We start from the raw sequence: 18455 nt of genomic DNA on the forward strand, positions 1-18455 counted from the left end.
GCGTACTACGCTGACCAAGAATCAGGCCAGCCGGCACTTGTCGGACAAAGCCCCCACTAGGAACGAAAGTCAGGCCGATTCAGAGGAGCTTTACGTCATTGATGTGTGGCCAACTGAACGCCCGTTTCGTCCTGAGGTAGTCAAGGTCACGTCCGAGCGTGGACTAGAGCGGCTCAGCTGGCCATAGGAGCCAGAGGCAACGCTTCCCGGTCGATCAGGCTAGAAGCGCCATGCAGGTGCGACGCCTCAAGCACAGAACGGCCCCAGGCCAAGAGCCTGGGGCCGTTCTATGGGAAGTTGGCGGATTGGCCGCACCATGTCCTTGCATCCCGCGAGGCCATCGCTGCTGTGCGGTCACATGGATCGGGGAGATGGCAGATGGTCACGCGGTGGATTGTCGCCACGTAAAAGGCGTGTCTTTCAGTGCGCCTCTGTTGCGACCTCTGCGAAGCTGACGAAATGAATGCGAGTGCCCTGGTCGACCTCGTCAACCGTCAGCTAGCCCAACACGGCGCGGTCTTCGAGGTCCGTCGCGAGATACCGCTTGGTCCCCTAGGCACCTCTCTCTACGGCTCGGTAAAAGGGTTTCCCGCCCGCATCGACTTCATCATCAACCCCGCGGACGATCGTCGCAGTGTTGTGCTCTACGATCTGCGCTCGAAAGAGTCTGCCGCCGAGAGGCCAGCCGCCGCTAGCTTCCAGGAGGCAGTCCTGGAGTATCCGTGGCCCGCTGCGATTGCAGCACTCAAACTTTTGTAGCTACCGCATTCAGGTGTCAGAGCGCGACCAGGACAGCTGTCACCGCGGACGCGGTGCGTTCCATGCACCTAAGCGGTGGCCGACTTGTACGCGTCGACGACGGCGGAGGAAACGCGTCCGCGGTCACTGACCGTGTGCCCGTTGGCTCGTGCCCACTCGCGGATCGCTCCGAGGTCGAGATCGGATTTAGCGCGCGCGTCCTCGCGGCGGCGTCCGGTGGTCCCCGGTACGCGGGTAGAGCGCGCCGCATCCACAAATGGAGCGAGCGCGGTGTGAAATCTCTCCGCGTTGCTTTCGGAGAGGTCGATCTCATACGAGCGTCCTTCGACTGTGAAGGTGATGTTTCTCACCCCGTCCTGATCGAGAACGGTGCCGTCGAGGTCATCGATTGTTTGTGTGATGTGCCGGGTTGCCATGATGACCAAAACCTTACACCCGTTGGATAACGGTTTGGTCACCGTATCCGCGCGATTCTCGCACGTAAACATGTACAAGAGTGTTGTGTGTCGACCGATATGTTGAGCGAAATGTCGATAGGCCTTGGGGGGCTCGTTATGAAAGTACGGAAAAGTTCGATGCGTGCGCTTATTGGGGCGATGGGTCTAAGCGTGGTGTTGACTATTTCTCCCGTGTCCGCTGCGGTGGCGGACGACGATTACTATTCGAACGGCCAGAATACGCCTCGGCCGGATGTTCGTCCGTACAACTACAACTCCACGTGGCAGACCGCCATCGACCGCGCTATTAACAACTGGAACGCGACGTACTCGCCGGTTCGTATCAGCAAGTACAACAACGCTGCGTCTTCGATCACAGCCCAGTCATACTCCGACAGTTGGTATGGGCTCTACACCAGTTGCAGCCCGAACAACTGCATGTACATCAGCCTGAACTCGCGCACTATTTCTGCGTCAGCGAGCAACTTCTCGAACTACGTGACGAGCATTACCATCCACGAATTCGGCCACTCGTTCAAGCTCGCGCACCGCGACGGTCAGGACTCGATCATGAACCGCAGCCGCAACCGGAACACCATGATCAATCCGTCATCGAGCGATGTCGTGAACGTCCGTAACTACTACCCCGGTTTCCCGAACGAGTAAGGCGGACAGCTATGCGTACTGAAATCAAAGCCACCGCCCTGTCTGTGGTCATCGCTCTCGGCCTCACGCTTACCGCGTGCGCGTCCCCTGCTGCGCAGCTCGGAGGCGCTGGGGTGCAGAGTGCTGGGACGTTCGAGTACCACGCCGACTACCCCGCGTTCGACTCGTTGGGACAGATCGAGGATGCGGCCGACGCAGTCGTCGAGGTCGTCTTCACCGGGGAGTCACGAACCTACGAACTCCTGCCTATCGCTCCTGAGGATCCGACGGATCCCGAGCAGAACCCGGCATACGGTGCGCCGCCCGCACCGGCTGACCAGCAGGCGCAGCAAGCTCCCCCCATCATCGTCACCGCCTACACGGCAACCGTCGTGGGAACGACCAAGGGAGACCTCAACATCGGCGACATTATCGAGATCAAGCAACTCGGCGGTGAAAGCGACGGTGCGACGTTCACGGCATCCCACGAGACGAGCCTCGCAGGCACGGACGCTGCACTCGTCTTTCTGTCAGGCAGTGGTGATGACCCGTACAGCCTTGTCAGTCCCAACGAAGGGCAGTACCCGCAGGAAGCAGGCGGCTCGTACGTGCCGCTCGCGGAAAACGAGGCGGGAGTCACACCAGAAGAGGTCGCTGCGCTCGTAGAGCAGTAGTCCAGGCTCTCGTGGTGGGGTGGGATTTCAGCCTTCGGCTGGCTCCCACCCCACTTCTGCACAGCTTTGTTGCAAGTTGTCAGACCCCGTTGACACACTATTTCGATTGTCCGATCGAACGTCGTCCACGAACGCCTGAACTGCGTCCGCCACGCTTCCAGCCGCGTCGGTCGGGAGCGCGTCGACGAGTTGGGCGGTGACACGTTCTTCGTCCGACTCAGGTCGCCCCGAATCCACCCACGACGCATGAATGTTGCAAGCGTCGGTGGCCCAGGCTGGCGACTCACTCGACGAACAGCCCGCCAGGCCGACGGCCAGCAGCGCTAGCAATCCCATTGCCATTCTCGGTCGCACACTCATACGTCGAAGTATCGCAGCGAATTGTGCGAGCGGCCACGGGTCGGTGCTCATGGTCTGGCGCTTCTGGCGCGGGTGCGCTCCTCAGATTTGACGGTTGTCAAACCCTAGTGCAATGGATCATTGCGACCGGTTGCGATCAGCTGGCGGGGTTGATCCCGTCGTCATCGTCCGCGGGAGTGGAGTCATCTGTCGGCGTATGGTCACTGGACTGGTGGCTTCGCTTCCAAAATTGTAGAAGGACGATTCGAAGCGCGAGCCACCACGCGTACAGCGATTCCGCCCCTTCGGAGGTCGCGTCGGTGAGCAGGCCGTGGGCGACCTCGTTCCGAAGGTTCGGTCCGGTAGCGTCCAGATAAAGGACTCGAAGCTCGTACGCGAGATCAGCACCGAAGATCTCGTCAATTTTCTCGCTCTCGAGCAGACTCGACAGACCTTTCTCGTTCTCTATGCCCTCCACAGTACGCGTGGTCGTGAACACGCCTGCGTTCTGAAGGTGGTGACGAACGAAATGTTCGATCTGAAGCGTCAGGAGTTGGGCGGCGGTTGAGAAGTCTCCGGTATAGCCGTAATACAAACCACGTGCGAACTGTCTAATGTGATCAAGCGGGACTGTGGAAGACCCGGCGGTGATAGCGATGAAGTCGCCGATGGACAGATGGTGTTCGTTGGTGAGCGTCTCGAAGGCGGGCCAGAGCCGTCCCGCCGCCAGGAGTTGGATCCGAAGAACGTGCGCCTGAACCATCTGTCGCCAGACTGCCGGGTCGACCCCAAACACCGGTGTGCCACCTGATCCGTCGGAGCGCTGCACGACCCGGCCGTCTGCTGAGTAGGTAGTCAGCGAGAACAGGGCTGCGAAGGGATGCCGCTTGAGGCGGTCTTCTGTGTCTGCTTGATCCTTCTCGAACGACGCGAAGTCTTCGAGCATTGCAAACTTCAGCAGCGCCTTGTCTGGTTCGAGCCCAGAGACCTGCTTTCTCGCTTCCTGTGCAGCTTCGCTCAGGTCCACCGGGTCCGACTCGTACCGATGCATATCGCCGAGTCCTGCAACGCCTATCTCGCGGATCCGGCGGGGCAACATAGATGCGGTGTCATCGAGGCCGAGCCTTTCGCGATCGGCGCGAGGGATCCTCTGAAGGTCGCGAAGCGCTCGCTCAAGCAGGTAACCGGCACGCGCCAAGTTGCCATCTTTCTCTTTTGCGAGTGCTTCTGCTTCCGCGATGAATGACTGGATGACCGTCGCGTAGGCAGCTCCGCGGGCGTCCATGTCGCCGTCGGCACCGAACCAGTCTCCGGCGCCTTCGTAGTAAATACGTGCCTTGTCTGCGTCATCGGCAAACGAATCCCCGATGTCGCGGAGACGGCAAGCGATATCATTGGCTCGTGAACGGCCGAGACCGTGCTTCGCGAGAGCGTCGGCCAACTGTGCCTGGAAGTAGTCCTCTACCGGCTCGTCGAGGAGGTTGCTTAGGAGTTCGCGTTCGAAGCCGGCGAGTTCCGTGCTTGTGGCCTTGCCGAATCGCTTCGCCGTCTCTATTGCGCGGTGCCACATGTCGCGTTCACCAAACCAGCTCTCAGAATCGACGCCGACGCGGAGGAGCGTGTTGAGGTGCGAGCGGACATGATCCATGCGCTTGCGGCCACGGACGCGAAGGGCGAGCACATCGTATGTGCGAGCGCGCAGCAAGTCGTGAGGCACATGCTCGACAAGGTCTTCGAGAAGGGCCAGGCTCTTGTCCGACAGGTCGGTCGGAATGAATGACCGGCTCGCTCCGAACTGAGCCATCGGGCCGTACCCACGGTTCCAGTCATCAGGCAGGACGTAGAGCGAGGCGATGCCGCTCAAGGCTTCCAGGCCCTCCTTCGTCTGTGCGTTCTCTTCACCGGCCGCGATCTCTTTCAGGGGAAACGACAGCAGCGTCACGCCACTGGGCTCGCCCTCGAATGCTTCACGCAAGATCGGCGCCTGAAGTACGACTGCCCAATTGGGGCGCTCCGAGCGTTCGGCGTTCATGCAGATCCCTTCCTCTCGGCCCACAACGGGGTCCGGCCAAGCTGCGTAAGGCACCGCTAAGCGTAGAACAATTGTTCGAGTGATGTAGTCTGCTTGGTCTCGCCCTCACCTTCAGGCTGGTTGCCGCAGTATGTCCATCGCGGCGGGACACTCTCCACATCCGACTGAACGAAATGACCGTGCGTGAACATGGGCACCGTACTCCCCGACTACCTCAGTTCTGTCGCGCTTCGACTGGGGCGCGTCGACGAGCTTGCCGAGGACATCGCAGAGCTGTGCTTTGCGTTCGTAAGGTCTGATCCGCTCGAACTGCGGGAACGCCGGGCGGGCGGGAAGGCGTCTCTCTTCGTCCACGGCATTGATCAAGTGCCCCCGGCAATAGGACTTGTGTTCTCGGACGCGATTAACCAGTTGCGAAGCGTCCTGGACAACGCACTCGTTCTCGTCATCGAGATGGAACGGGGCGTCTCGCTGACAGGTCCGGCTGAGCGCGCGGCTCAGTTCCTCATCTACGACGACGAGACTAAGTACCGGACTGCCCTCCGAAGGCTCGTTGCACACCTGCCCGAACTTGCGGTGGACGCACCCCTCGGTAAACGCATATATGAACTGCAGCCATTCCGTCCGTTGGAGCAGATTCGGCAGATGAGGACACGCCGTTCTGTCACGGCGCACGGCGGTCATCACCTACGGGTCTTGCAGGAGTACTCGAACGCTGACAAGCACCGCAGGCCACACGTGTTTGCGGTAGGGAACGCCGTGACGCGTGCCGCGACTGGTGCGGTAAAGGTGGGGGTCGAGAACGTCTCGCAGTTGGAGATCGGGCAGGTGGTGAGTTCGACGAGCTTGGGCGCGAGTGGGGTTGTGGAAATCTGGCCGTTCGTGGGGGTTCACCGTACGCTCGCGGACGAACTGGTTCCCCCGGGGGCGGAGCTGTGCGAACTGCATCGCTATATGGCTGAGATTGCATTGCCTCGACTCGCTGGTCTTCCTGAGGGCGCCGTGTTCCCGCCAGGAGTCGATCTGCGTTCACTGCGAATAAGCGACGCGGAAAGAGTTGCCACCGCTGAGTCCACTTACGCGCACGAGCGGTTGGGGTTTCGCTTCGCTCTTGAGATGCGCCAGGTTGAACTTGATGCTCAGCGCGAAGGCCGCGGGACCATTCGGGTCCCGAGGCAAGAAGATTAGTTTCGGCTGGTCTTTGTCCGAGTGCGGATGACGTCATGCTGGGCGTAGAGTTGCACGACGCATGCGTCGCACGCTCGTAGTCGCACTTGACGTTTACAGCCGGCGGAGCGGGATGCCGGCGACGTCGGGCCCACGCCGCCGGAGGCTCCGCCGAGCGCGAAGCGGTCGGTGGAGGGACGGTGGGGAGAATGCCCACCCTCCGTCTCGACCACGCGACCGGGTGAGGACGCAGTCGGGGACACTCCGCCGGGGCTGCGCGTGCCGCGGAACAGTTCGTTCCCGGCGCGCACCCGAGCCCGTGCCGGGCGGCGACTCAGCGCTGAAGCGGCGGGGCGGTCGAGCCCCGCACGTTCAGGCGCGGGCTGAGGATCACACGATGGGTGGGCCGGTCCGGGTCTTCCATCCGACGCGCGACGAGGTCGATGGCCGCTTCGCCGACGGCTCGTCGCGGAGGGGCCACGGCGGTCAGCGCGGGCGTGAAGAGCTCGGCGATCTCGTCGTCGTAGGCGACGATCGACAGGTCGCCCGGCACAGAGATGCCGCGGTTGAGGGCGAGATCCACGAAGGCCATGGCCTCGGGATCGGAGTGCACTACGAGAGCGGTCACGCCGTTGCCGAGTGCCGCATCGAGGGTCGCGTCGACGACCGATGAGAACTCGGAACTGGTACGGGGCGGCAGCATCGATTCGAAGTGGTCGCTCGGGGTCAGTCCGAGCTCGGTGCAGGCAGCGTGCCACCCTGCCGTGATCTTGCGCGAGGTGGGGGAGTCGCGCGAGATGATGAGTCCGACGCGACGATGGCCCAGCGCTGCGAGGTGTCGCGCAGCCAGGACGGCACCGAGGGCGTGGTCGGTGGTGACGGATTCCACGGGTGCGCCGCCGGGCGAGGCCGTCGCCTCCCGTTCGACGAGCACGCTGGGAACGCCCGTGTCGATCAGCCACTGCACGACGTCTTGGGCATGTTCGGTGTCGGTGTTCGGGGCCACGATGAGGCCGCGCACGCCATCGGTGTGGACGAGACGCTCGAGCACGGGCCGCTCGTCCTGCAGCTCGTACGAGGCCCCGCGCAGGACGACGCCGAGGCCGAGACGGGCGGCCGCGGCCTCCGCGCCGCGAACGACCCCCGGCCAGTAGTAGTTCAGCGACGGCACCAGCATGGCCACGGACGCGGTCGGGGTGAGCGACGCGGGCGCCGCAGCATCCGATGCCCGGGCCGAGATTCCGGCCGCCGGGGCGACGGCGCCACCGTGCACGCGCTCCAACAGTCCCTCGGATTCCATCTGAGCCAGGTCTCGCCGCAACGTGACGGGGGCGACCCCCAACTCATCGACGAGCTGCGACACGCGCACGGCGCCTTCGCGCTGCAGGATGGCGAGAACGTGGGTGCGACGTTCCGCGGCGAGAGGGGCCGCAGCCTGGTTCGTCATCGGGTTTCCTCGGTGGTAGCAGGGAGTGTTTCGAAGGTGACGACCACGTCGAGGCGGTCGGAGATGTCGAGTTCCAGACGGGTGAGGCTCGTGCCCCACACCTCGGTGAGCAGGGGGTCCACTAGGTCGCGTCGGGTCACGGTGCTCCTCACTCCCGCGGGCCAGCGGATGACGACGGGTGACGCACCGGTGAGCGGCCTGACGTGCGCCGTCGCGCCGGTGGCGTCGACGTCCACTTTGCCAGCGAGCACGAGGTGCCACCGGTGAGCCGCTCCGGCGGCAGTTCGCCATTCGTCCCGAACCCGCACGCGGCCGTCGGCGAACACGACGTGACGCCGCCACGACACGGCCGCTCCGTCGGGGTAGGCCGCGGCCAGATCGGCGGACCATTCGACCGTCGCGTCGTCGAGGGTCGCGGTGACACCCCGGGCTCGGTACTCGGGGCCGGGGCACTGCTGCTGGCCGGCGATCACGGGCGTGTTGTGCCAGGCGCTCTGCATCGTCCAGATGTCGTAGCGATCCGGCCCGAAGGTCTGCTTCGTGTAGGTCGGCCGTCCGACGTCGACGACGACGGGAACGCCGTCCGACGCGATGACGAAGCTGCCGACGTCGTTGTGATTGTGATGTTCGCCGTTGTGGCCGCCCTTGACCGCCACGGTGAGACCGGCTGTCGAACCGCTCCGGCCGCGCGCCACGAGCACTTCGGTGGACGGCAACCAGACGCGGCTGATCAGCGGCGGCTGCCCCGCGGTGGCGGCGATCCAGTCGGCATCCGTCATACCGCGCAGGAGCCGGCCCAGCCCGAAGGTCTCGGTCGCGGCGGGTACCCCGCGGGCGCGGTGGCTTGCCGCGTGCGCGATGGCATCCCGATCCCCGACGGCCCGGGCGCTGCGGTGCAACGCGTGCCAGGGCTGATCGCTCGGCGGCTTCGCCTGTCCGTCCGCGAGGTTGAGGTACCAGTCGCCTCCCAGGTGCGAGCGGTGCGGGAAGGCGACGGTCGCCGCCAACGCCGGTACGAGGGCGGCATCGAGGCGCCCGCTCGTCGCGAAGGACACCAGCTCCAGCGCTTCGAGCGCTCGGCACGCGCCGTTCCACCAGTATCCGTATCCCTCGTCGATGGCGCCGTCGAGGGGGAGAGCGGTGACGTACCGATCGATGCCCTCGAGGGCGAGGGCGACGATGCCGGCGCGTTCTTCCCGCTCGTCCGGCGCGTCGAGCAGGCGAAGCGCCGCCGTGATCACGCTGCCGTGGATCCAGGGGTTCCAGTTGTGGACGTCGCCGTCCACACCGATCCAGTGCCAGTCTCTGCGCGTCTGGAACGGGTCGAAGACGCGCCGGCGGACCTCATGACGGATGCGGGCTCGGACCCCGGGGTAGGCCGCCTCCAGGGCCCCGCCGAGGACGTGGTCGACCCAGGCGAGCTGCGCCGCCACCTCTCCGGCTCCGAGGTCGAGGAACGGCATCTCCGGGATGGCGAGCACGGAGCCTGCGGCGTGGGCGTCGTCGTGCGCCGGCCAGCACCACGAGCTCTGCTCGCACAGGAGCCACACGCCGTCCAGCACCTCGTCGAGCCAGCGGCGTTCCTCCGAGACCGCCGCGGCGACGACCGCGCGGCTGAGCCGACGCTGACGTTCGAAGACCACCGACTCCCAGCTCTCCCGGTCCCCGTCGCCGTGCACGCGCGCGGCTGCGCTCGCGAGCGCGACCTGCCAGTCGGTGCCGAGATCGTCCGACGCCCTCGCGAGCACCGCTGTCACGGCGGACGCATCGGCGCTTCCCTCCGCGCCCCAGACGGCGCGATCGTGCGAGGGTACGACGGGGAGGGAATCCTCGGGTCGGCGCAGGGTTCGTCGAAGGGCGTCTGCGAGGTTGTCGCCGGCGCCGACGGCATCCTGAGCGTGCCAGTGCTCGGCGAGAGCGCCGGAGAACTCCGTGTGCGAAAAGGGGGTGAGCGTCATTGATCCCATCCTTGAAACGATCAGAAGTGATCATAACAAAAGTAAAACGACGTTGCAATGAACGAATCGCGTTGATACGCTCCTGAAACGGTCGCTTGAGGCGAGTTCAAAGGAGATCCCGTGTCCGTTACATCGCACCCCTCACCCCAGAGCACGACGATCTCGTCGTCCTCTTCGGGGTGGACGCGCCGCGACTGGACGGACTTCGCCGATCGCCTTCTCGTAGCCGCTCGCGACCACGCATCCGAGAACAGCGCACGCATCACCTTCCCCGGTGCCGAGGGCGGGTACGGCCGAGCGGTCGACGGACTCGAGGGGTTCGCCCGCACCTTCCTGTTGGCGGCGTTCCGGCTCGCCGGTGACGACGGTCACGGCCTGGAGGATCTCGCGGCGTTCTATCGCCGCGGCGTCGAGAACGGGGTCGACCCGGCCGCCGAAGACCGGTGGGTGCGCATGGACGAACACCCCCAGGCCAAGGTCGAGGCCGCATCCCTCGCCGTCGCGCTCGACATGACCCGGCCGTGGATCTGGGACCGTCTGGATGACGAGACCCACCAGCGCGTCATCGACTACCTGTCGCCCGTCGTCGGCGACGACACCTACCCCCAGACGAACTGGCTGTGGTTCCGCGTCGTCGTCCAGACCTTCCTCCGCTCCGTCGGAGGACCGTGGTCGCAGGACGACATCACCGCAGACCTCGCACTCCACGACGAGCTGACCCGAGCCGACGGGTGGATCTCCGACGGTTTCGAGCGCTCCTACGACCACTACGTCGGGTGGGCGCTGCACGTCTACCCCGTCCTCTGGCCCCGCATGCGGGGGGCTGCGGATCTCGCGGCGGGGCGCATCGCCGATGTCGCCGGGCTCGACCGGTACCTCGAGGACGCCGTCCGCTTGGTCGGCGCCGACGGATCCCCCCTGATGCAGGGGCGCAGTCTCGTCTACCGCTTCGCCGCCGCCGCGCCGTTCTGGGCGGGGGTCGTCGCCGGTGTCCGTTCGACCTCGCTCGGTTCCCTTCGTCACGCGGCCGAGAAGATCGTGCGCCATTTCGTCGACGCCGGCGCACCGGACGATCGCGACATCCTCACGTTGGGGTGGCACGGCGAGTGGCGCGACCTCGCCCAGTCCTATTCCGGACCCGGGTCGCCCTATTGGGCCGTCAAGGGACTGCTCGGGGTGATGCTCCCCTCTCACCACCCGGTGTGGGCTGCCGAAGCGGAGCCGCTTCCGGTCGAACGCGATGACTATCTCCGCGCCGTCGCGGCGCCCGGGTGGGTTGCCTCGGGAACGGATGCCGACGGCATCGTCCGCATCGCCAATCACGGCACCGACCACGCCATCGAGGGCGGGCTCGTCGGGGATTCCCCGCTGTATGCCCGGATCGGGTACTCCACGGCTGCGGCCCCACTGGCGAACGAGCGAGCGTGGGAAGAGCCCCTCGAGCAGAGCGTGAGCATCGTCGACGTACGCGGCCGTGCCACCCACCGCGCCGCCATGCGTCTCATCGACACGCGCGTGCAGCACGACGCCGGCGGGCACGTCGCCATCGCCGCATCCGTCTCCGCCGCGCATTGGATCACTGCGGCCCCCGCCGTCCACCGACACGGTTCCGGCCTGGTCGGCGAGGTGGAGGTGGCCGGGGCCGTCGAAGTGCACTCGCTCCTGCGCGGACCGTGGGAGATGCGACTCATCCGCGTCGTCTCGCTCGAACCGCATCTGGACGCGCGGGAGCTGCGCGTGCGAGTCGGCGGATGGGCCGTCTCGGGCGCCGAGACGGACTCCGGCATCGACGGCGCCCACGCGTTCGTCCGCTCCGGTTCCGTCCGCAGCTCTCTCGTCGCCCTCCACCCCGAGGCCCGGGCGCGAATCGAACACCGCGTGGATGCCAGCCCCCTGGGTCCCCGGTCCGCCGTCCCCGTCGCCGAGCACCCCCTGCTCGTCGGGGAGTGGCTGCACGTCCTCATCGGGCTCGCCGGCGACGACAGCGCGTCGGGGACGCCGTCCGGGTCGGCGGAACACGACGGGACGCATCTCGTCACCATCACTTGGCCGGATTCCACGGTCACCACCAGTCGTCTCGCGCAGACCGGCATCACCGCGGTCGCGAGTCGATAATCCCGAGGGTCCCCGAAGATGGGGCGCCCGACCTTACGAAGGAGTAACCAAGAATGAAGCGCACGTACGCTGCCGCAGCCGGCGTGATCACTGTTGCAACGCTCTCGCTCGCCGGGTGCAGTGGCGGGTCCACCGGTGATGCCGCGGAGCCCGGCGGTCCGATCACCCTCACCCTGTCGGGGTGGGCGCTGGACACCACCCCCGAATTCCAGTTGCTGGCCGACGCGTTCTCGGAGAAGAACCCCGACGTCACCGTCGAGGTCACCGGCTACGACGCCGCCGACTACAACACCCTTCTCACCACCGACCTCGCCGCCGGGTCCGGACCGGACATCATCACCCAGAAAGAGGTGAAGTACCTCCCGACCCTGGTCGAGGGTGGACAGCTCCTCGACGTCTCCGACGTCGCCCTGTCGGACGAGATCGGCGGTGCGTCGTCGTACCAGGTCGACGGCACGCAGTACGCCGTGCCGTACCGCCAGGACTCCTGGGTCCTGTTCTACAACAAGGCCCTCTTCGCCCAGGCCGGTGTCGCCGAGCCCGACGGGAGCTGGACGTGGGCCGACTACGATGCGGCCGCCGCCAAGCTGACCGACGGCATCGCTGCGGCGGGCGGTACCGCGAAGGGCACCTACCAGCACCGCTGGCAGTCCACCGTCCAGGGGTTCGCAAATGCGCAGCAGGACGGCGACATCCTCAGCGGCGAGTACGACTACATGGCTCCGTACTACGAGCGCGTGCTCGGTCTGCAGGACGACGGCGACCAGGTCAACTTCAACACCAGCACCGCCAACCAGCTGACCTACCAGGGCGAGTTCGGCACCCAGAACGCCGCCATGCTCCCCATGGGCACCTGGTACGTCGCCACCCTCATCGCCCAGCAGGCATCGGGTGACGCCAACACCTTCGAGTGGGGCATCGCGCCGATCCCGCAGGCGGACGCCTCCACCGCCGGCACGACCAACACCCCCGTCACCTTCGGCGATCCGACCGGCTTCGGCATCAACGCCGGAATCGCCGACAACAAGGTGCAGGCGGCCAAGGACTTCCTCGCCTTCGCCTCGAGCGAGGAGGCCGCACAGCTGCTCGCCGGCATCGGCATCACCCCCGCGCTGTTGACGGACGGCGTCGTCGAGACCTACTTCAGCAACGAGGGCGCCCCGCAGGACGAGCTGTCCGCGTTCGCCTTCGCCGAGCACGACACGCACCCCGAGAACCCCACGTCGAACAAGGCTGCGGCCATCCAGAACATCCTCCTCGATATGCACTCGGCGATCCTCTCCGGATCGACCTCCGTGGATGCGGCCATCACCGACGCGCAGAACCGCGTCGCCAACGAGGTCGGCCTGGACTGACCTTCTCGTGGCCGGCTCGCCGACGTCTCGGTGAGCCGGCCACCACCCCCCCACCTACCTGCCTGGAGGCACTCATGGCGAGCATCGCCGCCACCGACCACGGAACTGCGCCGCAGCCGCCGGTCGTCCCGGACCGTCGCCGACGGTCGCGGCTGAAGATGCGCAACACCCTCGTCGGGTGGAGCTTCATCCTCCCCAACTTCCTCGGTTTCGGCCTGCTGACGCTGATCCCCATCGTCGTGCTGTTCTACATGTCGTTCACGAACTGGAACGTGTTCGGCAAGGCCGACTGGATCGGTTTCACCAACTACCAGCGCCTCATCGGTGACGGAAGCTTCCAGATCTCCGTCATCAACACCCTCTACTACTCCGTACTGCACATCCCCCTGACGATCATCGTGTCGCTGGGACTGGCTCTGCTGCTGAACAACAAGCTGCGCGGGGTCGCTTTCTTCCGCACCGCCGCGTTCTTCCCCTACATCACGTCCATCGTCGCCATCGCCGTCGTCTGGAACCTGCTGTTCAGCCCGGAGTACGGCCCCATCAACGAGGGCCTGCGCTTCCTCGGCATCCAGAACCCCCCGGGGTGGCTCACGTCGCCCGAATGGGCCATGCCCGCCGTCGTCGTCGTCAGCACCTGGCGCGACATGGGTTACTACATGATCCTCTTCCTGGCGGGACTGCAGACCGTGCCCCGCGAGCTGCACGAGGCGGCCCGTATGGACGGCGCCAACGTGTGGCAGCGGTTCGTCAACGTCACCATCCCCTGCCTTCGACCGACGATGTTCTTCGTCACCGTGATGCTGACCATCAACTCGTTCAAGATCTTCGATCTCATCCTCGTGATGACGGAGGGCGGCCCCGGGCAATCGACGCTGGTGCTGTCGCAGTTCATCTTCCGTAAGGGATTCGAGGAGAGCCAGTACGGCTACGCCTCCGCGGCGTCGGTCGCCCTGTTCTTCCTCTGCATCACCGTCACTGTCGTGCAGTTCGTGTGGAACAAGAAGCGGAGCACCTGATGGTCGGCACAGTCACCCCCACGCAGGACCTGAAGACGGTCAGCATCGTTGCGCCGCCCCCTCCGCGCCGCGGCCTGTTCCGGCTCGCCGGTGGCGGTCAGCGTCCCGTCGACTCCCCGCCCCTGACGCCGGCGCGTCGAGCGGCTCGGATCGCCGGCTACGTCGCCCTCATCGTCTTCGCGGCGGCGCTGCTCATGCCGTTCTTCTGGATGGTCATGAGCTCGCTGAAGTCCGCGAACGAAGTCTTCTCCATCCCCCTGCGGTGGATCCCGGAGACCTTCATCTGGCAGAACTACGTCGACATCTGGTCGCAGTCGAACATCCTCACGTGGATCCGCAACACGCTGTTCCTGTCGGTCGTCGTCACCGCGTTGCAGGTGCTGACCGGCTCGTTCGCCGCCTACGGGTTCGCCCGCATCCGGTTCCCCGGCCGCGACGTGCTCTTCCTGCTCTACATCGGCACCATCGCTGTGCCGTGGCAGTCGTACATGATCCCGCAGTTCATCCTCCTGACGAACTTCAACGTCACCAACACCCTGTGGGCCGTCGTGCTCCTGCAGGCTTTCGGTGCCTTCGGGGTGTTCCTCATGAAGCAGTACTACGAGACCATCCCCGAGGAACTCTCCGAGGCGGCGCGCATCGACGGTCTCAGCGAGTACGCGATCTGGCGCAAGATCATGCTCCCGCTGTCGGTCCCGGCTCTGGCGAGCTTGACCCTGCTCACCTTCGTCAACACCTGGAACGACTACCTCGGGCCGCTGATCTACCTGCGGAACCCCGACCTCTGGACCATTCAGCTGGGTCTGCGCAGCTTCGTCAGCAACCTCTACGACACCAACTACGCGCTGCTGTTCGCCGGTCTCACGATCTCGGTGGTCCCGATCGCCATCATCTTCCTGCTCGGCCAGAAGTACTTCGTCGAGGGCATCGCCACCAGCGGGCTCAAGGGCTGATCATGAAGAACCTCGTCTCCCACGACACCTGGGCCGGCATCATCGGGATGCTGTACCTCGGTCTGATCTCCAACGTGCTGCTCGCCGTCGGAAGCGCACCGTTCCTCATCCTGCTGATGACGACCGACCCCGCGCTCTCCTGGCCGATGCTCGCGCTGACCCTGCCCCTGACCGCCCCCGTGCTCGCGGCCGTGTTCCGCGCGTTCCGCGAGCACTCGGGCGTCGGACTCGGGCCGATCCGCGCGTTCCTGGCCGGTCTGCGGGACACGTGGCGCCGGTCACTGGCCGTCGGTGCGCTGGCCTCGGTCGTCCTCGTCATCGTGTTGGTCGACGTCCGCTTCCTCTCCGACTCGGCGGTGGCGGTGTACACCGTGCCGTTGCTGGCGGTGGTCGCGATCCTCACCGTGAACACGGGCGTGATCTCGCTCGTCGCCCTCGCGGAGGTGCCCGACGCTCGCCTGCGGGACGTCTTCAAGGCCGCGCTGTATCTGGGGCTCCGGCGCTGGTACCTCAGCGCGATCTCGCTGGTGGCCCTCATCGTGCAGGGCGGCGTTTTCGCCACCGCGCCGGCGATCGGCATCGGCATCACGGCATCCGCGGCGTTCTACCTCGCCTGGACCAACGCCCGCTACACCCTTCGCCCGGTCCTGGACCCGGCACCCGTTCCCACACGCTGATCCCCCCGACTCCGAGAAAGACGCTGATGACCTTCACCTCACCCACGACCCGGACCTCCCCGGCCGTGTCGACCGAGACGGCCATCGCCGCCGCTGTGGCCACCGTCGGGCGCAACGCCACGGCCCTGGGGGCCGCCTACCCGGACGACACCACCACGGACAACCGCTACCACCCGCGGCCGGCCCAGGGATCCGTCCCCGAAGGGGGCAACCGCGGGTGGACGACGAGCTTCCGCACCGGACAGCTGTGGCTGGCGTGGGAGCTCACGGGCAGTGACGTCTACCGGCGCGCCGCCGAAGCCGACGTCGCCGACTTCGGACACCGTGTCCGCAACGAGATCGACCTGGACACGCACGACCTCGGCTTCCTGTACACCCTCTCTTCGGTCGCCGCTCACCGCCTCACCGGCGACGAATCCGCGCGCGCGGATGCGCTTCTCGCCGCGGACCACCTCATGCGGCGATTCCTCGAACCGGCGGGCGTCATCCAGGCGTGGGGAGACCTCTCCGACCCCGTCCAGCGCGGCCGGACGATCATCGACAGTCTCATGAATATGCCGCTGCTCACCTGGGCCGCGGAGGAGACCGGAGATGAGCGCTACTCCGACGCGGTTCGGCGTCACTGCGCGCAGCTCGAGCAGAACATCCTGCGGCCGGACGACTCCACGTTCCACACGTTCTACTGGGATGCCGAGACGGGTGCGCCGCTCCGCGGTGCCACCGAACAGGGCGCGTTCGACGAGTCGTGCTGGGCACGGGGCCAGGCGTGGGGGGTGTACGGGTTCGCGATGAACTACGCCGTCACCGGCGATGAGCGGCTCCTCACCGCCGCCCGGCGGTGCGCCGAGTACTTCCTCCGCCACCTGCCGGCTGACGACGTGCCGTTCTGGGACCTCGTCTACACCGACGGCAGCGACGCCCCCCGAGACAGCTCGTCGGCGGCCATCGTGGTCTGCGGTCTGCTCGAACTCGCCCAGGTCGAGACCGACGCCGCGCGGGCAGCCGAGTGGACCGCCCGCGCGCACGCCATCCTCGCCTCCCTCATCGCGAACTACACGCCGGCGTCTCCGGAAGACGCGGACGGGCTCATCCTGCACAGCGTCTACGACATGCCGAAGGACGTCGGCGTCGACGAAGGAACCCTGTGGGGCGACTACTTCTACCTCGAAGCCCTCATGCGCGTGGCCCGTCCGCAGTGGAAGAAGTACTGGTGAGGCTCGTCACACACCGGACGTCGTCGGGAACGCGGCCGGGGGCGGTCGTGCGCACGGCAGACGGAGATCGGCTGGTCGACCTGGGCGACGTCGCCGACGGCGTCTCCGCGCTGATCGCCGACGACGTCCTCCTGCGCGCGGCGCGAGCGCGCTGTGAGAGCGCGATCGGCGAGGACCTCCCCGTCCTCGTCCCGGGCGACCTCGAAGCCCCCATCGTCCCCGGCAAGATGCTGTGCCTGGGCTACAACTACCGCGGCCACACCCCCGACGGCGTCGACCCGACCGCGGACGACCCGGAGCATCCCGACGTATTCGTGAAGACCCCCAACACCTTCGCGGGGCCGAACGATGCCGTCGTCATCCCCGAGGGGGCGCGCGACGTCGACTACGAGGGCGAGCTCGCCGTCGTCATCCGCACGCGGGCGCAGAACGTCTCGGTCGACGACGCTCTGTCCCACGTCGCCGGCTTCACCATCCTCAACGACGTGTCCGACCGCGCGTGGCAGCGCCGGCAGAGCCAGTGGGCGCTCGGCAAGTGCTCCGACGGCTTCGCGCCCATCGGACCGTGGATCGTCACGATCGACGAAGCCCCCGACCCGCAGGACGTGCTGGTCGAGGTGGTCCGGGACGGCGTGGTCACCGTGTCGCAGTCCACCTCCACCACCATCTTCAGCGTCGCCTTCGTCATCTCGCACCTCAGCCAGGTCATGACGCTCGAGCCGGGCGACATCGTCTCGACGGGGACACCGCAGAAGCTCGCTCGCGCTCAGGCGGATCACCGCCCGCTCGCGCCGGGAGACGCCGTCACGGTGCGCGTCTCCGGCATCGGCGAATTGACCACAACTTTCATCGCGCCGCCGGGGAGACCGGCCGCCCCATCGCTCCCGGAAGGCACCGCATGATCCTCGACACGTTCCGCCTCGATGGCAAGGTCGCTCTGGTGACGGGGTCTACCCGCGGTCTGGGACAGGGCGCCGCCGTCGCGCTCGCCGAAGCGGGCGCCGATGTCGCGCTCCTCGACCGCGGCGACGCGAGCGACACCGCAGAACTCGTCCGCGCCACCGGTCGGCGTGCCCACCTCCTCCGTCGAGACCTCGTCAGCGCTACCCCCGACGAGCTCGCCGCCGCCGTCGAGGAGACCCTCGCGGAACTGGGCGGTCTCGACATCCTCGTCAACAACGCCGGCACGATCCGGCGTGCCCCCGCCGCCGAGCACTCGGCGACGGACTGGGACGAAGTCCTGGCCATCAACCTCGATTCCGTGTTCCACCTGTCGCAGGCCGCGGGGCGGCACATGATCGCGACCGGGCACGGCCGCATCATCAACGTGGCATCCATGCTGTCGTTCCAGGGCGGCATCCTCGTGCCCGGATACACCGCGTCCAAGCACGCCGTCGCGGGCCTGACCAAGGCGCTTGCGAACGAATGGGCCGCCGCGGGCGTCACCGTCAACGCCATCGCCCCCGGCTACATGGCCACGGACAACACCGCCCCCCTGCGCGCCGACGAGGACCGGGCGGCGTCGATCCTCGCTCGGATCCCCGCCGGCCGGTGGGGCGACGCCTCCGACCTCCAGGGGGCATTCGTGTTCCTCGCCTCCGACGCCGCCTCCTACCTGACGGGCGCCGTCATCCCCGTCGACGGCGGCTGGCTCGTCCGATGAT

At 66.4% G+C, this 18455-nt stretch carries 16 protein-coding genes; 12 read left to right on the forward strand and 4 right to left on the reverse strand.

Going from position 1 to position 18455, the window contains the following annotated elements:
- The first annotated feature begins 459 nt into the window (after positions 1-459).
- Complete coding sequence (locus MT347_RS17255) at positions 460-759, forward strand: hypothetical protein (protein WP_243502575.1); 300 nt, start codon at positions 460-462, stop codon at positions 757-759.
- 68 nt (positions 760-827) lie between these two features.
- Here MT347_RS17255 and MT347_RS17260 read toward each other — a convergent pair whose 3' ends face one another.
- Positions 828-1247: an Lsr2 family protein gene (locus MT347_RS17260; RefSeq protein WP_243502576.1), complete on the reverse strand. Its 420-nt coding sequence runs from the start codon at positions 1245-1247 to the stop codon at positions 828-830.
- 15 nt (positions 1248-1262) lie between these two features.
- On the opposite strand from MT347_RS17260, the gene MT347_RS17265 reads away from it, so the two are divergent.
- Together MT347_RS17265 and MT347_RS17270 are read left to right on the forward strand one after the other, a co-directional pair.
- Positions 1263-1862 (forward strand): hypothetical protein, encoded by a 600-nt coding sequence (locus MT347_RS17265; RefSeq protein WP_243502577.1) that lies wholly within the window; start codon positions 1263-1265, stop codon positions 1860-1862.
- An 11-nt stretch (positions 1863-1873) separates the two neighbouring features.
- On the forward strand, positions 1874-2515 hold the full coding sequence (locus MT347_RS17270) for a hypothetical protein (RefSeq protein WP_243502578.1): 642 nt from the start codon (positions 1874-1876) through the stop codon (positions 2513-2515).
- Between the two features lie 496 nt (positions 2516-3011).
- Here the strand turns inward: MT347_RS17270 and MT347_RS17275 are convergent, their stop codons facing one another.
- The gene (locus MT347_RS17275) at positions 3012-4886 is read right to left on the reverse strand and encodes a DUF4209 domain-containing protein (protein ID WP_243502579.1); all 1875 of its coding nucleotides are present in this window, start codon (positions 4884-4886) and stop codon (positions 3012-3014) included.
- A gap of 183 nt (positions 4887-5069) precedes the next feature.
- Here MT347_RS17275 and MT347_RS17280 point away from each other — a divergent pair, with 183 nt between their 5' ends.
- Positions 5070-6074, forward strand: a complete 1005-nt coding sequence (locus MT347_RS17280) for a hypothetical protein (RefSeq protein WP_243502580.1) — start codon at positions 5070-5072, stop codon at positions 6072-6074.
- A gap of 313 nt (positions 6075-6387) precedes the next feature.
- Here the strand turns inward: MT347_RS17280 and MT347_RS17285 are convergent, their stop codons facing one another.
- Positions 6388-7500, reverse strand: a complete 1113-nt coding sequence (locus tag MT347_RS17285) for a substrate-binding domain-containing protein (protein WP_243502581.1) — start codon at positions 7498-7500, stop codon at positions 6388-6390.
- Entirely contained in the window at positions 7497-9458 is a 1962-nt protein-coding gene (locus MT347_RS17290; protein ID WP_243502582.1) for a heparinase II/III family protein, read from the reverse strand. The genes MT347_RS17285 and MT347_RS17290 overlap by 4 nt, the downstream gene beginning before the upstream one ends.
- A 120-nt stretch (positions 9459-9578) precedes the next feature.
- On the opposite strand from MT347_RS17290, the gene MT347_RS17295 reads away from it, so the two are divergent.
- The 8 genes from MT347_RS17295 (at position 9579) to kduD (ending at position 18454) form a co-directional block, all read left to right on the forward strand.
- Positions 9579-11573 (forward strand): DUF2264 domain-containing protein, encoded by a 1995-nt coding sequence (locus MT347_RS17295; protein ID WP_243502583.1) that lies wholly within the window; start codon positions 9579-9581, stop codon positions 11571-11573.
- A 53-nt stretch (positions 11574-11626) separates the two neighbouring features.
- The gene (locus MT347_RS17300; protein ID WP_243502584.1) at positions 11627-12928 is read left to right on the forward strand and encodes an ABC transporter substrate-binding protein; all 1302 of its coding nucleotides are present in this window, start codon (positions 11627-11629) and stop codon (positions 12926-12928) included.
- A 74-nt stretch (positions 12929-13002) separates the two neighbouring features.
- Positions 13003-13947 (forward strand): carbohydrate ABC transporter permease, encoded by a 945-nt coding sequence (locus tag MT347_RS17305; protein WP_243502585.1) that lies wholly within the window; start codon positions 13003-13005, stop codon positions 13945-13947.
- On the forward strand, positions 13947-14900 hold the full coding sequence (locus MT347_RS17310) for a carbohydrate ABC transporter permease (RefSeq protein WP_243502586.1): 954 nt from the start codon (positions 13947-13949) through the stop codon (positions 14898-14900). Before MT347_RS17305 ends, MT347_RS17310 begins: the two co-directional genes overlap by 1 nt.
- Before the next feature lie 2 nt (positions 14901-14902).
- Entirely contained in the window at positions 14903-15577 is a 675-nt protein-coding gene (locus tag MT347_RS17315; RefSeq protein ID WP_243502587.1) for a ferredoxin-NADPH reductase, read from the forward strand.
- A gap of 26 nt (positions 15578-15603) precedes the next feature.
- A complete protein-coding gene (locus MT347_RS17320) occupies positions 15604-16791 on the forward strand; it encodes a glycoside hydrolase family 88 protein (RefSeq protein ID WP_243502588.1) in 1188 nt (395 codons plus the stop codon).
- A complete protein-coding gene (locus MT347_RS17325; RefSeq protein WP_243502589.1) occupies positions 16788-17693 on the forward strand; it encodes a fumarylacetoacetate hydrolase family protein in 906 nt (301 codons plus the stop codon). Before MT347_RS17320 ends, MT347_RS17325 begins: the two co-directional genes overlap by 4 nt.
- On the forward strand, positions 17690-18454 hold the full coding sequence (kduD, locus tag MT347_RS17330) for a 2-dehydro-3-deoxy-D-gluconate 5-dehydrogenase KduD (RefSeq protein ID WP_243502590.1): 765 nt from the start codon (positions 17690-17692) through the stop codon (positions 18452-18454). The genes MT347_RS17325 and kduD overlap by 4 nt, the downstream gene beginning before the upstream one ends.
- Position 18455 lies beyond the last annotated feature (1 nt).

The organism is Microbacterium sp. VKM Ac-2923 (assembly GCF_022815605.1).
Taxonomy (GTDB): Bacteria; Actinomycetota; Actinomycetes; order Actinomycetales; family Microbacteriaceae; genus Microbacterium.